This window comes from Vibrio sp. WZ-1, from assembly GCF_052037695.1.
Classification (GTDB): Bacteria; Pseudomonadota; Gammaproteobacteria; order Enterobacterales; family Vibrionaceae; genus Vibrio.
In genome coordinates this window covers 201,609-216,269 of record NZ_JBQEQR010000074.1, presented here as the reverse complement: position 1 = coordinate 216,269, position 14,661 = coordinate 201,609, and the positions used below count along the sequence as shown (strand labels likewise).

14 protein-coding genes are annotated in these 14,661 nt (G+C 46.1%); 3 read left to right on the top strand and 11 right to left on the bottom strand.

Features of this window, described 5'->3' with window-relative positions; genetic code table 11:
- Positions 1-239: 239 nt before the first annotated feature.
- Positions 240-953 (top strand): hypothetical protein, encoded by a 714-nt coding sequence (locus ACTS60_RS11135; protein WP_440888279.1) that lies wholly within the window; start codon positions 240-242, stop codon positions 951-953.
- 157 nt (positions 954-1,110) lie between these two features.
- Here the strand turns inward: ACTS60_RS11135 and fruA are convergent, their stop codons facing one another.
- The 3 genes from fruA to fruB are packed head-to-tail and all read right to left on the bottom strand — an operon-like array spanning position 1,111 to position 4,983.
- Positions 1,111-2,844 carry a PTS fructose transporter subunit IIBC gene (gene fruA, locus ACTS60_RS11130; RefSeq protein WP_440888278.1) on the bottom strand — a complete coding sequence of 578 codons (1,734 nt, stop codon included), beginning with the start codon at positions 2,842-2,844 and terminating at the stop codon, positions 1,111-1,113.
- A gap of 19 nt (positions 2,845-2,863) precedes the next feature.
- Entirely contained in the window at positions 2,864-3,838 is a 975-nt protein-coding gene (gene pfkB, locus ACTS60_RS11125; protein ID WP_440888277.1) for a 1-phosphofructokinase, read from the bottom strand.
- 11 nt (positions 3,839-3,849) lie between these two features.
- Positions 3,850-4,983 carry a fused PTS fructose transporter subunit IIA/HPr protein gene (fruB, locus tag ACTS60_RS11120; RefSeq protein WP_182025330.1) on the bottom strand — a complete coding sequence of 378 codons (1,134 nt, stop codon included), beginning with the start codon at positions 4,981-4,983 and terminating at the stop codon, positions 3,850-3,852.
- 416 nt (positions 4,984-5,399) lie between these two features.
- Between fruB and cra the strand changes: the two genes are divergently transcribed.
- Entirely contained in the window at positions 5,400-6,395 is a 996-nt protein-coding gene (gene cra, locus ACTS60_RS11115; RefSeq protein ID WP_071234474.1) for a catabolite repressor/activator, read from the top strand.
- Here the strand turns inward: cra and ACTS60_RS11110 are convergent.
- Positions 6,385-7,338, bottom strand: coding sequence for an endonuclease/exonuclease/phosphatase family protein (locus ACTS60_RS11110; protein WP_440888276.1), 954 nt, complete (start codon positions 7,336-7,338; stop codon positions 6,385-6,387). The two genes, cra and ACTS60_RS11110, sit on opposite strands and share 11 nt — an antisense overlap.
- A gap of 126 nt (positions 7,339-7,464) precedes the next feature.
- Here ACTS60_RS11110 and ACTS60_RS11105 point away from each other — a divergent pair, with 126 nt between their 5' ends.
- Positions 7,465-8,004 carry an RNA-binding S4 domain-containing protein gene (locus ACTS60_RS11105; RefSeq protein WP_010649343.1) on the top strand — a complete coding sequence of 180 codons (540 nt, stop codon included), beginning with the start codon at positions 7,465-7,467 and terminating at the stop codon, positions 8,002-8,004.
- Between the two features lie 113 nt (positions 8,005-8,117).
- On the opposite strand, the gene ACTS60_RS11100 is transcribed toward ACTS60_RS11105, so the two are convergent.
- From ACTS60_RS11100 to ACTS60_RS11070, 7 genes are all read right to left on the bottom strand, one after another.
- On the bottom strand, positions 8,118-8,936 hold the full coding sequence (locus tag ACTS60_RS11100) for an EAL domain-containing protein (RefSeq protein WP_440888275.1): 819 nt from the start codon (positions 8,934-8,936) through the stop codon (positions 8,118-8,120).
- 92 nt (positions 8,937-9,028) lie between these two features.
- Positions 9,029-9,949 (bottom strand): amino acid ABC transporter permease, encoded by a 921-nt coding sequence (locus ACTS60_RS11095; RefSeq protein ID WP_409386874.1) that lies wholly within the window; start codon positions 9,947-9,949, stop codon positions 9,029-9,031.
- A gap of 78 nt (positions 9,950-10,027) precedes the next feature.
- A complete protein-coding gene (locus tag ACTS60_RS11090) occupies positions 10,028-10,846 on the bottom strand; it encodes a transporter substrate-binding domain-containing protein (protein ID WP_440888274.1) in 819 nt (272 codons plus the stop codon).
- A 9-nt stretch (positions 10,847-10,855) separates the two neighbouring features.
- A complete protein-coding gene (locus ACTS60_RS11085) occupies positions 10,856-11,653 on the bottom strand; it encodes an amino acid ABC transporter permease (RefSeq protein ID WP_045385167.1) in 798 nt (265 codons plus the stop codon).
- 3 nt (positions 11,654-11,656) lie between these two features.
- Positions 11,657-12,391, bottom strand: coding sequence for an amino acid ABC transporter ATP-binding protein (locus ACTS60_RS11080; protein ID WP_440888273.1), 735 nt, complete (start codon positions 12,389-12,391; stop codon positions 11,657-11,659).
- A 130-nt stretch (positions 12,392-12,521) separates the two neighbouring features.
- Complete coding sequence (locus ACTS60_RS11075) at positions 12,522-13,160, bottom strand: lysoplasmalogenase (protein ID WP_440888301.1); 639 nt, start codon at positions 13,158-13,160, stop codon at positions 12,522-12,524.
- A 267-nt stretch (positions 13,161-13,427) separates the two neighbouring features.
- Positions 13,428-14,576 (bottom strand): iron-containing alcohol dehydrogenase, encoded by a 1,149-nt coding sequence (locus ACTS60_RS11070; protein WP_440888272.1) that lies wholly within the window; start codon positions 14,574-14,576, stop codon positions 13,428-13,430.
- Positions 14,577-14,661 lie beyond the last annotated feature (85 nt).

The following is a 14,661-nucleotide window of genomic DNA, read 5'->3' as shown; positions in this document are numbered from 1 at the left end:
TTATTATTGTCAGATTCCTGCCTAGCCCTGGGGACTTTCCTCAGGGCTTTTTTGATCTTGGCGTATAGGGACGAGAATCGAGATACGAGAGGAAGAAGACAGAGACGAGAAGAAGGTAAAGTCGAAAAGGAGGGCTGGTGGTTTGATGCACACCTTGCTGATTTTTATGATTTTCTTACAAGCGATTGAGCAATCATGGGTATACTTACGTTAATTCATCAATATAAGAGCGAACGCAAATGAACAATCGCGGATTACAAGGACTCTTCCTTTTAGGTTCACTAACGCTTATTGGCTGTTCTTCTACAGACGGTATTTCTACCGATAATGCTAACTCTCAAGCGTCTGTAGAGGTAAAAAGCGCCGATGCAGCGACCATTGCAACTTGGATAGACCAAAGCGTTTTGATGCCGCAGGGGCTTTCTTTGGAGACTGACAAGATCCGATACATGACTGGGTCTGCTGATTTGAACAGCGATGGTTCAGCAGAGCACTTTGTCCTTCTTCAAGATCGTTACTTCTGCGGAAGTGGCGGTTGTGCAGCCTACATGTTCGATAACAGCGGCAAGGTGATCAATCGTATGTCGGTGACCAGAACGCCCGTGGTATTAGCAGACAGCTTCAGCAATGGTTGGCAAGACTTTATTGTGTGGAGTAACGGTGCATACCGCCAAATGAGCTTTAATGGTGAGTCTTACCCAAGTAATCCGTCGTTAGAGCCTAAGGTTGATCGTGATACCAATATACAAGCTGCTATTGCTTATGTAATGGCGACAGAGCTATACCAACAAGATGGTTACGATATTTTGCCTGCGGATGATAAAGAGATCTGGACGCCAGCAAATATATACCACTTCACGTTTAAGCATTATGGAGACCCCCACAGTGTGTATCAGGCCACGGTCAATATCGACAGTGGGGATGTGGATATCGAATCGGTACCGATGCAATAGATTGGCTTGTTAAACAAAAAAAGGGCGAATACTTGTTATAAGTGTTCGCCCTTTGTTTTTCCGATAAAAAACACCTCCCAATGCCGAAGCGAGAGGGAGGTGTCGAATGCCAAATCGAGGGAGGCATTGTTAACTGTTATTTAATCGCTGTTTGCGATTAAGCTGCGGCTTGTTGTTTCGCTTCTGATTTGTTCTTTAGGAACGCGTAAGTGAAGCCCGTTACCGCTGTACCTGCTGCAATTGCTACCAAGTACATCAGTACTGGAGAGATTGCGTTAGGGATTAGCAGTACGAATAGACCACCGTGTGGTGCCATTAGTTTTGCGCCAAACAGCATAGATAGAGCACCTGTTAGTGCGCCACCAGCCATACATGATGGGATTACACGCATTGGATCTTTCGCTGCGAATGGGATTGCACCTTCAGAGATAAAGCACAGACCAAGAACGAATGATGCTTTACCCGCTTCACGCTCGCTTTGCTCAAACTTGTTCTTAGCAAGGAATGTCGCAAGGCCCATACCAAGTGCAGGAACCATACCTGCTGCCATGATTGCCGCCATTGGTGCGTAAGTTTGCGAAGCCAATAGACCCACACCGAATGCGTAAGCGGCTTTGTTTACCGGACCACCAAGGTCGAAACACATCATTGCGCCAAGGATAATACCCAGTAGAACTGCGCTGTCAGAACCCATGTTGTTTAGGAAGTCAGTTAGGCCGTTCATGATGCCTGAAACTGGACCACCTACGATGTAAATCATCACCAGACCCGTGAACAAGGTTGCCACAAATGGGATGATCAGAATCGGTTTAAGTGCTTCCATCGATTGTGGCAGTTTCACTTTGTCAGCAAGGAACTTCGCTGCGTAACCGGCAATGAAACCTGCTGCGATACCACCAAGGAAACCTGCGCCAGTTGAGCTAGCAAGCATACCGCCAACTAGACCCGGAGCAAGACCCGGACGGTCAGCGATAGAGAAGGCGATGTAACCAGCAAGCACCGGAATCATCAGAGCAAATGCCGAGCCACCACCGATGTTCATCAGTGCCGCTGCGAGCGTGCCTTCTTCTTTAAACGCTTCGATACCAAATACGAAGGATAGGGCGATGATCAAACCACCAGCCACAACCACAGGAAGCATGTGCGATACACCCGTCATTAGGTGTTTGTATGCGCCTTTCTTCTCTTCTGTTGCTGATGATGCGCTAGAAGAGCCAGAGTGTTGGTATACGCTTGCTTGTTCAAACGCTTTGTCCATCTCTTCAGCCGTTTTCTTTAGAGCTGGACCAGTCTTAGTGCGGTACATCTTCTTGCCGTTGAAGCGGTCTAGTGGCACTTCGATGTCGGCTGCGATGATCACTAAATCTGCGTCTGCGATTTCTTGGTCAGTCAGTTGGTTTTTCGCTCCTACTGAACCACGCGTTTCCACTTTGATTTGGTGACCGCGGCGTTTGCCTTCTTCTTCTAGGGCTTCTGCTGCCATGAAGGTGTGTGCTACGCCTGTTGGACATGCGGTAATGGCGACGATTTTCTTCGCTGCTGATGTGCTTTCTGTTGTAGCAGTAATTGTTGTTGCTTGTACTAACGTTGCTGCGTTTTCTACCGCTGCTTGTAGGAAAGCAGATGCGTCTTTTGCAACGGTGCTGATATCCGCCTGATAGACTTTTTTACCTACGAAACGAGAAGTATCAACCGGAGTGTTAGCCGCAATTACGATCGCTTCCGCTTGCTCAATGTCAGCGTCTGTTAGTCGTGTTGGTTCAACTACGCTTGACTGGCATTCAATCTTCGCATTCCAACCCAGCTTCGCCGCTGCTTGTTCTAGTAGGCCTGCCGCTATGATGCTGTTCGCAACACCGCTTGGACAAGCTGTAATAATGGCAATATTCATACTGATAACCTTCTGTTCCTTAGTTTTTGTCTAAGTTCGTATTAGGGTAAAGCTCGGTTACTTGCGTTTGGAGCTTGATGTTCTCCAGTTCTTCCTGACTGGTTAGGCCAACGCCAACTTGGCTCACTGCTAGGGCAGAAAGCGCGGTGGCGAAGCGCAGTAAATCGTTTTTCGGCATCACTTGCATGTGACCCCAGCACAAGCCCGCGACAAGCGTATCGCCTGCGCCAACGGTGCTCACAACATTCATACGTGGTGGTTGCGCGCGTAACCATTCGCCTTGGTTTAGCCACATAACACCGTCAGCGCCCATTGAAACCACGATGTTTTCAATGCCTTTGTCGCTAAGTGTTTGCGCTGCTTCTTGGCATTGCTCTGGTGTGGTTAGGTGCTCGCCAACAAAGTCGCTTAGCTCTTCATCGTTTGGTTTGATCAACCAAGGGTGCGCGTCGATACCTGCACGCAACGCTGCTTTGCTGCTATCGAACAGTACTTTTTTGCCTTGCTGGTGTAGCTTTTCAATCCACGCCGCACATTGCTCTGCGGTTACGCCGCCTGGTAGGCTGCCAGCAAGTACGAAATAGTCGTGTGTCTCTGCTAGGCGGAATAGTGTTTGTTCAAAGCGCTCAATTTCTTCTGCCGTTACTTGAACACCAGGGAAGTTGATGTCGCTCACTTGGCCACTAGCTTCCACCAATTTTACGTTGATACGCGTTGCGCCTTCGACTTCAACAAATTCGTTTTTCACTTTGATGTCGTCGAATAGCTGGTGGAATAGCTCTGGGTTGTCTTTGCCAAGAAAGCCTGTCACGGTCACGTCTGCACCTAGGTCACTCAGTACTTTCGCCACGTTTACGCCTTTGCCTGCTGCATGCAGGTTGCTCTTTTCTACAAGGCTAACTGAACCTACTTTTAGCGAGTCCAATGAGCCAGTTAGATCAAGGGCTGGGTTAAGCGTGATGGTAACGACTTTGTTTGTTTTCAATTCGGTCATTCTCGCGCTCCTTAACCTTCACCAAGACCAGAAGCGATCGCTTTACCGATAGACTCAATTGCCAGCTCTGCATCTGGGCCTTCAGCAGAGAATTGAAGCTGGTGGCCGTGTTTCACGCCAAGTGCGATAACTTTCATTAGGCTCTTCGCATTTACCGCTTTGCCATCACCATCAAGGTTTGCTACTCGAATGTTCGATTCGAATTTCTTCGCTTCAGCAACCAGCATTGCACCTGGACGAGCGTGTAGGCCGTGAGCATTCTTGATTTTGAAGACCGCTGTATTGCCATCTTCAGCCGCTTCAGTAGCCATTTCTTCGCCTTTGAATAGAGCAAGAATCTGTTCAGCAGACGCATCAAGTAGTTTGTTGTGTTCATTGTTAAACACAAGCTTAGAAATTGTGCTTAAGATAGATTGATGTGCGTTGTTGCAAGCAGCAAAAGCGACTAGAGCGCGAACTTTCTCGCCTTCAAACTCACAGAAGTTAGCGGTTGACACAAAAGCAACGCCAGTGCGAGTGACTTGCTTGTCGCTACCAACTAGCCATAGCCCTTGGCCAAGGTGCGTCGGTGTTTTCGTTACTAGGTCAGCTACAAACTCTGTACCAGCACAACCTGTATTTTTAAGTAGGCCGCCCGCAACCGCGCTCATTTGAACCATGTCGCTTGCTGGGAACTGAAGCTGAATCAAAGATGCATCGAAATCAGCTTCGAGTTGAACATCGCCATGAAGTAGGGCGATGATGTCGTCTTCACTTTTCGCATCACGTAGACGCGCTTCAACACCGTCAGCACCCAGTACTTTGGTTAGCTGCTTAAGAATGCCTAAGTGTTCATCTGATTTTGCTGCGATACCGATAGCAACGAATACTTTATTGCCGTCACCCCATTCAACGCCTTCTGGGAAGTGGTGAACCGCTACGCCAGTGGTTTTCACCATTGAGCGTGTATCGGTTGTTCCATGTGGAATCGCAATACCGTTACCCAAGAATGTTGAGTTTTGGTTTTCACGGTTTAGCATGCCTTCTACATAGCCTTGTTCAACCAGACCTTTGTCTGTCAGGCTTTGAGCGATGTTTTTGATCGCTTCAAACTTATCTGTAGCGGATTGAGATAGGGTAATGTCGTTCTTACTTAGCTTAAGCATGGTGCTTCTCCAGCCTTAAGGTATCTATTTCTAATTCATCTTGGTTACGCAGTGCGCTTATCTATGCGTAACGCCGTTTATCTGTTGTTTGCTGACCCGGTGAATCTCTTGCTAAGCATTATGCTTATCAATATAAGCTGCTTAACAATGAACTGAATCGATTCAGCAATTGGGCAAATTTTTAAAGCATTCAGCGAAACCGTTTTTAAAATCATAGGGTAATCAATCATTGCTTTATTGTGTCTATGGCTTAGTAAAGTGAGTCTGCAATGGGTGATTTTGGTGATTCTCGTCAATTTTTGAGTTTTGCTGAATCCTTTCAGCTTTTATACTGAATCGGTTCAGCATATAATTCAACTTATCGAAGGATCATTGATGTATTAATATGATCCTGCGCACAGAATAAGGCTTACGATATGACACTGGATGAGATAGCAAAATTGGCTGGGGTTTCTAAGACCACAGCAAGCTATGTGATTAACGGAAAGGCGCAGAAGTACCGCATTAGCGAGAAGACCCAAAAGAAAGTGATGGCGGTAGTCGAGCAATACAACTACAAGCCGGATCACGCCGCGTCTTCACTGCGGGCTGGCAATTCACGCTCGTTCGGATTAATCATTCCTGATTTAGAGAACACCAGTTACGCACGTTTAGCAAAGCTGATTGAGCAGAACTCGCGCAAAGCGGGTTATCAGATTCTAATTGGTTGCTCAGATGACAATCCACAAACTGAAGAGAAGGTCGCGGAAGCGCTGGTTAGTCGCCGCATTGATGCGTTATTTGTGGCCAGCAGTATGCCAGCAGCCAGTGAGTATTACTTAAAGCTGCAAAACTCGGGTACGCCAGTTATCGCACTCGACCGTCCTATGGATGATGAACACTTTTGCTGTGTGATCAGTGAAGATTTCGATGCGGCATTTGAACTTACCGAATCGGTGCTGTCTTCGGAAATTGAATCCATCGGTTTGATTGGCGCATTGGAAGAGCTTCAAGTTTCTAAAGAGCGTGAACTGGGTTTCCGTTCTGCTTGCCAGCAAGAGGGGAAAAAGGTGCTTGTGGGTTATGGCCAGCACTTCTCTCGTGAGGAAGGCAAGAAAGTGCTGGAAGAGTGGATTGCAAAAGGCCAACTACCTGATGCGGTAGTGACCATGTCATACACTTTATTGGAAGGCGTGTTGGACGTGATGTTAGAAAAGCCAGAACTGATGGGAAAAGTACGTTTGGCCACCTTTGGTGATAACCGCTTACTGGACTTCCTGCCAATCAAAATCAACTCGCTACCACAGCAATTTGAGCTGATTGCCGACAGCGCAATGGAGCTTGCACTTAACGCTTCAGCGAAACGCTATAAAGCGGGTGTAGAGTTGATTCCGCGTAAGATTGTAAAGCGCCACACCGACGCTAAAGCTTAATTTCTACCGTCAGCGCCACAAACGCGTGGTCGCTGGCGTTCTTATCTTTTTCAAAAGATGGATTGATTAAGTGCGAATCTAGCACTTGGTAGTTCGTGACTTCCGCTATTGATACATCGGCATGCGCATCAAACTCCTGCGATAGTAAGATGTAATCCAACACGTTTCCTTTGGCAAAGTGGTAGTGTGTCGCCGGTCGTGACTCTAGCGACGGTGACATTTGTAACTCCCAGCCATCGCTGAGTTGTAAATGAGTGACGCTGTCACCGTAATGCTCGGTCAAAACATTGTTAACGCTCGTTGGAGTGATGGCTTGGTTCATGTCGCCCATTAATACTGTCGGCATTGGAATCAATGCGTACTGCCTTTGCATGGCGTCGCGCAGCATTGCTGCTTCCCAACCCCTTTGTTGCGTTGACAGCCAGCGGGCAATCGGTCGGCTTGCTTGTTCAGGTGTGTCTGAGTCTGCAGGGCGTTGTGACTTCAAATGTGTGACGTACACAGAGATATGACCAATAATAGGGTGAACAATGCAGGCGCGAACGGGTTTGCGGCTGAAAGTTGGCGCATCGATTTCACCAAAGGCATTGAGTGTCTCTTTATCAAATGTAACCGCTTCAAAGCTTTCAATCGGAAAGCGCGAGGCGACAGCGACAACAGGGCGAGAGTAGATGTAATCGCCTTCGATATGTGGTGTGTCGACCGTGGCAAAGTACTCGTAACCTATTTCGGCAAAGAAGGCTTTGGTCTCTTCTATGCTAAATACTTCTTGTACGCCAATGACATCAGGATCGAGCTGTTCGAATTGCGATTTGGTCCAAGCGAGTTTGTCGTGCCAATCATCGAGTGAGTAGATGTTCTCGAAATCATAATACGCACCAGGTGGAGCAATAAAGTTAAACAGGTTGGCGCTGGCAAAGGTAATGTGGTTCTTAGTAGACAAAATATCGCTCGTTCAAGGAGTTATTGGGTGAGTATATACCCAATTGGACAAGTTGAGTGAAGATCACGTTTCTATTTGTACGCATTCCGTTTAAACTCCGTTCATCAAGAAAAATGAGTAATGAACATGACCCAAGATTACGAACACGAAGAGTATTTAGAAGGCGAAGAGATTGAGATCGAAGCGATCGGTATCGACGTTGACGCGCACCCAATTGAGCTGTACAAGCTTTTCAAAATCGCAAACTTGGTGAGTGGCGGTGGTGAAGCAAAACACATCATCGAAGAAGGTTACGTAGCGGTAAATGGTGAGCTAGAAACGCGTAAACGTCGCAAAATGTACGACGGTGATTTCTTCGAGTTCAACCAAGAATATTATGTCGTTGTGTGTGATGCGCCAGTGACTGAGCCAGAAACTGCAGAGCAAAAAGCAGAGAAGAAGGCGAAGAAAGAAGCGCAAACGGCTCGTAAAGAAAAGTCTCGCTCGAAAAAGAACGAGAAAGCGAACGTTAAGGGCCCTAAGTCGACTGGTCGTAAAGCTGCACACAAAGAGCGTAAAGCCCAGAAAGAAGCGTTGTCTCAATCTGCTAAGAAAGGCAAGAAAGACGACAAGCCTCAAGCGGTTCGCGATCCTAAGAGTGGCCGCAACTCAATCGACTTCTTCTAAACGTCTCATTTCGATATCAGAGTCGACATAAACAGAAAAGCGCCGCCTTGGTGAGTAACCTAGGCGGCGCTTTTGTATCTAAAACGATTTAATCTGTATCTTCGATAATGCGTTTAATGCAGAACTTTGGCATTGGCTTTTTGCACTGTCCAATGGTGGATTGATTTCGGCTTTCCTAGATAGAACCCTTGATAAAAGTCTACGCAGAGCGCTTGCATTGCAGCCAGTTGATTCTGTTGCTCGACGCCTTCAATCACAACTTTCGCGCCTAAATTCTGTGCGAGATCCATAGCGCTGAAGACGGCATCTTCGTTACCATTGCAGAACTCTAATAAATAAGAACGGTCAATCTTGATAATATCAGGACAGAGTTGAAGCACTCTTTTTTGGTCGGAATACTGGGCGCCGTAGTCATCAATTGCGAATAGGAAACCACTGGCTTTAAGCTTTTCGACGGCCTTTATAAGGCTCTCTGTTTCTTCACAATGCTGTTCAATTACTTCAAAAACAACGTCGCTCGTCTCCATATTAAGGGCTTTTAAACGTTGATAAAGCAACCCTGTATCTTTGAACCCCATATCGGTGGTTAGCGTGAGCAGGGCGGCAGGCATGACGTTTAAGAACAACTTAACCCCAGAACCAGCAAAGTGCTTGGCAAAATTTCGTATATGGATAGCGCGACTTAGGAATTCAACGGCAAGACGGAAACTCTTATCCCAACTGTTGTCGGAGAAGAAGATGTCTGGTCGGATTGAAACACCATCTACGGTTTCGATACGAAGGAGAGCCTCCATACCAATGAGTGTTCTTGAGTGGTCAAAAATGGGCTGATATACGCTTCTAAAGACAAATTGATGAAGATGCACGCAATGCTCTCCATTCTCGTCAATCCGAATATAGCGTTCATAATCAGATTGTTTTGTTAGCTCCATGCTATGTACCGAATGCTATTCATATTTTCAATGTAACAATATGAGGGTTCTATTGAAACCCCATTCGGTATCGAATTGCGAGGCTTATTGAGTTAATTTGAAATAGATTCCGATTTTTTCTCGATGTACCTAAAAAACATTGATAGACCGAAACAAATCAGGAAGTAAACAAAGCCTACAATGAGCCAAATTTCGAAAATGTAGCCTGAAGAGTTCGCCATTTCTGTACCGACGAAGGTCATTTCTTGAATTGAGATCAGTGAGACGATTGAGGTGTCTTTGACTAAAGAAATAGTTTGCCCTGCAAGCGCTGGTGTAATGGCTTTTAGTACCTGTGGCGCAATGACGAAGCGATATTTGACCCAAGATGAAAGACCAAGAGAGTCTGCCGCTTCCCATTGGCCTTTATCAACGCTCTGTAATCCAGCACGCACCACTTCTGCAATGTAGGCAGAAGAAAGCAGACCAACACAAAGTACGCCGGATGCCAAGTTTTCCCAAAGATTCGCTGGGCCGAATAAGAAGTGTTGAATAGAGTTAGGTTCGTCACGGTAGTTGCGAAGAAGATCTTCTAACCCAAGTAATGGAATCAGCTGGTTAGAGATAAAGAAATAGAAGATAAATACGAACACCAATGGTGGGATATTTCGTACTAACTGAATAAACGCGTTGGCGGGTGTGCGCAACCAGACAGAATCTGAGAAGCGTGCCAGACCGAGTAGGGTTCCCAATACCAGCGCAAAGGTTATGCCCCAAAGGCTAAGGCGTAAGGTTGAAATTAAGCCTTGAAAAAAATATGGTAAACCACCGTCTGATCTGGGTGTGAATAACAGATCAATCGCATCTTTCCAATGCCAGATGTAATTAACACCAACAGTTGAACGATGGTAGAGCCAAACCCCAACAAACGCACAGATGACCAGTAGCACCCAATCGAGTAGGTTAAAACGGCTGAAGAAAAAGCCTGAATTAGATTTGGTTGGTGCAACGCGAGAGGTGGTTTGTCCGCTCAAGGTTCGACTCCGTTAGTAAAGAAGAAACCGACCCGCTAAACGAGTCGGTGTAATTAGTTATTGCAAACGTTGGGGGCGTTATTGACCCTGTGCAATTTGGTCTTGCCAATCTAGCGTTGAGAACCAGTATTCGTAACGCTCATCTAGCCAACCATCTTGAGTGCGTGCTTCAATCCATTTGTTGAAGAAGGCTTTTTTGTCTTCCTCACCTAAACGAACAGCAAAGGCTTCGTTACCTTTCGATAGACGCTCTGTAAATGGAATGAATAGTTTGTCTGCGTGTTTGACCGTTTCGTGCTCTGGTTTTGGGCTTGATGCGATTACAGCGTGCGCATTTCCGTTAAGGACTTCTTGAAATGCTTGAGCATCGTCATCGAATTGAAGGATCTTTGCTTTAGGGAAGGTTTCGCGCGCAACTTGAACGGTGAATGCACCGCGACGAGCGGCAATTTTCACGCGGCGAGAGTTGAAATCAGAAAACTCACTAAAGCCTTCGGCTAACTCTTTGTTTGCCGCGACTTGAACGCCAGAGTGGGAATAAGGTTGCGTGAACAACACGCTCTTAGAACGTTCAGGGGTAATCGACATTCCGCCAATGATAACGTCAAACTTTTTCGCCAACAGAGCAGGGATAATTCCGTCCCATGCTGTCGGTACGAATTCGACTTTCAAGCCAGAATCAGCAGCAAGTCGTTTTGCTACGTCGATTTCAAAACCAATTAGCTCACCTTGCTTATTACGCATCGCCCATGGTACGAATGTCGACATACCAACGCGAAGCGTGCCACGCTCTTTAATTTGATCTACGTTTGGTGTTGCTGCTTCTTCATTGGCTAATGAAGGTAAAGCAATCGCAAGCCCCAGTAATGCAGTAATGGTCGCTTTGAATAACTTCATGTTATCTCCTTATAATTTGCGCCAACTGGCTCCTAGTTTGTGTTCCAGCCAAGCGGATAAGCCAGAAAGTGATAATGTGAGAGCAAGGTAGATTGCTGCCACAGTAAACCAGATTTCAAATGGCATCGCCGTTTCAGAGACGATGTTTCTTGCCTCGGTTGTGAGGTCGAATATTGCCATCACACTGACGATTGAAGAGTTCTTAATCAAAGAAACCACTTCATTGGTCAATGGTGGCAGAGTACGCTGAAGTACCTGCGGAAGAATCACGTCTTTGTAGGCAAAGAAAGGGGATAGCCCTAGGGTCTTCGCCGCTTCAAACTGACCTTTTGGAATGCTATTTAAGCCCGCACGGAATATTTCTGCAGTGTAAGCACCTTGGAACAGCGATAACGCTAAGACCGCAGTACTGAACCTGTCTAAGCCAATAACAGGGCCAAACACGAAGTAGAGCAGGTAAATCTGCACTAGTAGCGGCGTGTTGCGAATCAACTCTACATAAGCCGTACCCATCGCGTTACCCACTTTGGAGTTGCTCAGGCGCAGCAACGCGGTGACGAAACCAATAACCAAAGTGAAGAATAGACTAAGTGCAGAGATTTTTAGGGTAACGAGTAGGCCATCTACTAATTCTGCAGGCCACCACTCACCATCTTCATAAAAGGCGATGTAGTCTGGCACACGCTCCCACTGCCATTGATAACCCATCGCTTGTGCTCCGGAATCGAGCACCCAAACGATCGCAACCAATAGAATCGCGATTTGTAATATGGCTTGTAAAACGGGTTTTAGGATTCGAAATACCATCGGCTAGTAGCTCAGAATCTGATTTAAAAACGCTTGAGTGCGAGGGTGCTGTGGTGTCTCAAAGAGTGCGATTGGTGAGTTCATCTCGATGATTTCCCCTTCGTCCATAAACACCACTCGATTCGCGACCTTCTTCGCAAAACCCATTTCGTGAGTCACACAAATCATGGTCATGCCGCTTTGTGCAAGTTCAACCATCACGTCCAACACTTCGTTAATCATTTCAGGATCGAGCGCAGATGTTGGTTCATCAAACAATAATAGGTCGGGTTCCATGCAAAGCGAACGGGCGATTGCGACACGCTGTTGCTGACCGCCGGAAAGCTGAATTGGGTACTTGTTGGATTGTTCTTCGATGTTTACGCGCTTGAGATACTGCATTGCACGTTCTTCCGCTTCTTGTTTAGAAAGCTTAAGCGTGCGGATAGGTGCAAGAGTGAGGTTTTCTAAAACCGTTAGGTGCGGAAACAGATGAAAGTGTTGAAACACCATACCCACTTTGCCAGGTTTTTGTGCTTTGGAATCGGCTGGCTGTTCGAAAACGAAGAGCTCGCCTTCTTGGATGGATTCTAAATGGTTAATACAACGGATAAGTGTGGATTTACCTGAACCAGAAGGGCCGCATACAACAACGATTTCACCGGTATGTACTGAAAAATTAATATCTTTAAGGGCGTGGTATTCACCGTACCACTTGTTTACGCCGCTGAACTCAACAACGATATTTTTCTCTTTCAAGGCTGCCAACGTTTCGAATAAATTTCTTTATACAATAACAAGTTATTAACTGTGTTGCACCTGTTTATCAGGGTTAAGCTGTCCAACTGGTGAGTAAATAACTCATTAGAAACTAACAATGTATGCAGGTTTAAAGAAAACGGATCACTATCGCGAAGACAGACATGGAGATAAGAAGCTGTGCTGAATAGTAGGTTGTCATTACTACTTGGCGTGAAAATATCGAAGTACTGCCAAAGCGCTCAAAGGCAAGTACGATACCAGACAGGGTGAAAATGAAACTCCCAAGCACAGCGAACGCTGACGATTGCGTCTTACCACTGGCGTAATATTCTATCGCCATCCATAGCATCGTCATTAAAACAAAGATGTAGCTAGCAACGGACCATTTTTCGTTGCCCAAGTCGGGCTTAAAGAAAAAGTAAGCGCAAAGCCCAGCGCCGAATACGGCGAAAGGAAGCCAAGGAGTGAAATGCCAGGCAGCCATATTAATGAAACCCAAGGCGTAACTGATTTGCGCGAGACAAAACAGTTTAATCCCAAAAATAAACTTATCCTTTGGGTACATCATGATTAGGTCACCAATCAGGGACAACGAAAGTCCGGAGATAACCAACTTTGTGTAAAGAAGGTGACTGGCTGGAGAAATGAGTAGCATACCAATCATTACGATGAGTGGCAGTGGCTTGGTCAGAAAGAATAGCCACTTTGGACCAGTCTTAATGCTGATGATATGTATGAGCGCGCAAGCTATGACAATCAACCACATACGATTAACTCTTGAATAGACGACATTACGCTCAATGTTTGATGAGCAAGCAAAAAAGTGACACTTCGATTGGTAAGCACTTGGTTTGTTTTTGGTCATCGGCTTACACAACAGCATCGAACTATCGCCTGTTTGTTATTTTTTTAGCAGAAAAGTTCAATTTATATCGTTTTGTCAGTGTGCGGCTAAATTACCATAAAAAAACGGTATTGTGTCTGCGCAGACACAATACCGTTAAAAAAGGCAGTAATTTTACAGATCGAATCTTTATGCGACCGCTAGGTCTAAGATCTTGCGACTGTTTTCTAGATCGATTGCCTGGTTTTCACCCAACACCGTCATTCCGTGTTTGTTTAGCTGAGCGATCACAGAATCGATAGCTGCTTCACGGTCATCTCCGTAGCCTTCAAGCTGGGTTGCTACGTCTAATTGGTGATAGAAGGCTTCAATCGCTTGGATTGTGCGTTCTGCTAAATCACCGCCTTCCACTAAGCCAAAGACGTTGCGACCCATTTGCTCAAGCTTAGGACGTTTGAACTGCATTTGGTTGCGAAGCAGAGATGGTTGAATAATAGCCAGTGAACGAGCATGATCTACGTGCCATAGCGCGGTAAGCTCGTGACCGATCATGTGTGTTGCCCAGTCTTGAGGAACACCGCTACCAATCAAGCCATTGAGCGCTTGGTTTGCAGTCCACATTAGGTTCGCACGCCATTGATCGTTATCACGCTCTGAGAACTGTTCGCCGAGTACTTTTAGGTTTTTCAGTAGTGCTTCTGCGTAACCGTCTTGAACCATTGCGCCCGTTGGCAGTGTTAGGTATTGCTCACAAACGTGAACCCATGCATCCACAAGACCGTTGATAAGCTGACGCTCAGGTAGGGTCTTCATTACGTCAGGGTCAAGAACCGCAAACTTCGGTTGAACTGCAGGCGCTAAGAACGCCAATTTATCTTGCGTTTCTTTCTTAGTGATTACAGCGCCCATGTTTGACTCAGAGCCTGTTGCTGGAAGAGTAAGGATGGCTGCCAGCGGTGTTGCTTCTGTTACCTGATGTTTGCCCACCATGATATCCCAGCCATCACCGTCGTATTTCGCTGATGCTGCAACGTACTTAGAACCATCAATAACTGAACCACCACCAACAGCAAGAATAAAATCAACGTTTTGTTCTTTTGCGATAGCAACTGCTTTATCTAGCGTTTCCTTCGTTGGGTTTGGCTCCACGCCTGAAAATTCGAGCCATTCACGGCCTTCTAAGGCTTGTGCTACTTGGTCGTAAACACCGTTCTTCTTGATAGAGCCGCCACCGTAGATAACAAGTACTTTTTGATCGGCAGGAATCGCCTCTTTAATTGCCGCGATTTGGCCTTGGCCAAAGAAGATTTTAGTAGGGTTGACGTATGAAAAGTTCATTATTAGACCTCTTGCTTCCAATGTGAGGAGAGTGAATACATGCATATTAGTACGCGGTTTTGTCTGTGAGTAGACCGATTTCTGC

Bases quoted from the DNA above. Each gene is read 5' to 3' on its own strand.
- ACTS60_RS11135 (WP_440888279.1), top strand. From the start codon at position 240: ATGAACAATCGCGGATTACAAGGACTCTTCCTTTTAGGTTCACTAACG.
- fruA (WP_440888278.1), bottom strand. From the start codon at position 2,844: ATGAATATTGCCATTATTACAGCTTGTCCAAGCGGTGTTGCGAACAGC.
- pfkB (WP_440888277.1), bottom strand. From the start codon at position 3,838: ATGACCGAATTGAAAACAAACAAAGTCGTTACCATCACGCTTAACCCA.
- fruB (WP_182025330.1), bottom strand. From the start codon at position 4,983: ATGCTTAAGCTAAGTAAGAACGACATTACCCTATCTCAATCCGCTACA.
- cra (WP_071234474.1), top strand. From the start codon at position 5,400: ATGACACTGGATGAGATAGCAAAATTGGCTGGGGTTTCTAAGACCACA.
- ACTS60_RS11105 (WP_010649343.1), top strand. From the start codon at position 7,465: ATGACCCAAGATTACGAACACGAAGAGTATTTAGAAGGCGAAGAGATT.
- ACTS60_RS11100 (WP_440888275.1), bottom strand. From the start codon at position 8,936: ATGGAGCTAACAAAACAATCTGATTATGAACGCTATATTCGGATTGAC.
- ACTS60_RS11090 (WP_440888274.1), bottom strand. From the start codon at position 10,846: ATGAAGTTATTCAAAGCGACCATTACTGCATTACTGGGGCTTGCGATT.
- ACTS60_RS11085 (WP_045385167.1), bottom strand. From the start codon at position 11,653: ATGGTATTTCGAATCCTAAAACCCGTTTTACAAGCCATATTACAAATC.
- ACTS60_RS11075 (WP_440888301.1), bottom strand. From the start codon at position 13,160: ATGTGGTTGATTGTCATAGCTTGCGCGCTCATACATATCATCAGCATT.
- ACTS60_RS11070 (WP_440888272.1), bottom strand. From the start codon at position 14,576: ATGAACTTTTCATACGTCAACCCTACTAAAATCTTCTTTGGCCAAGGC.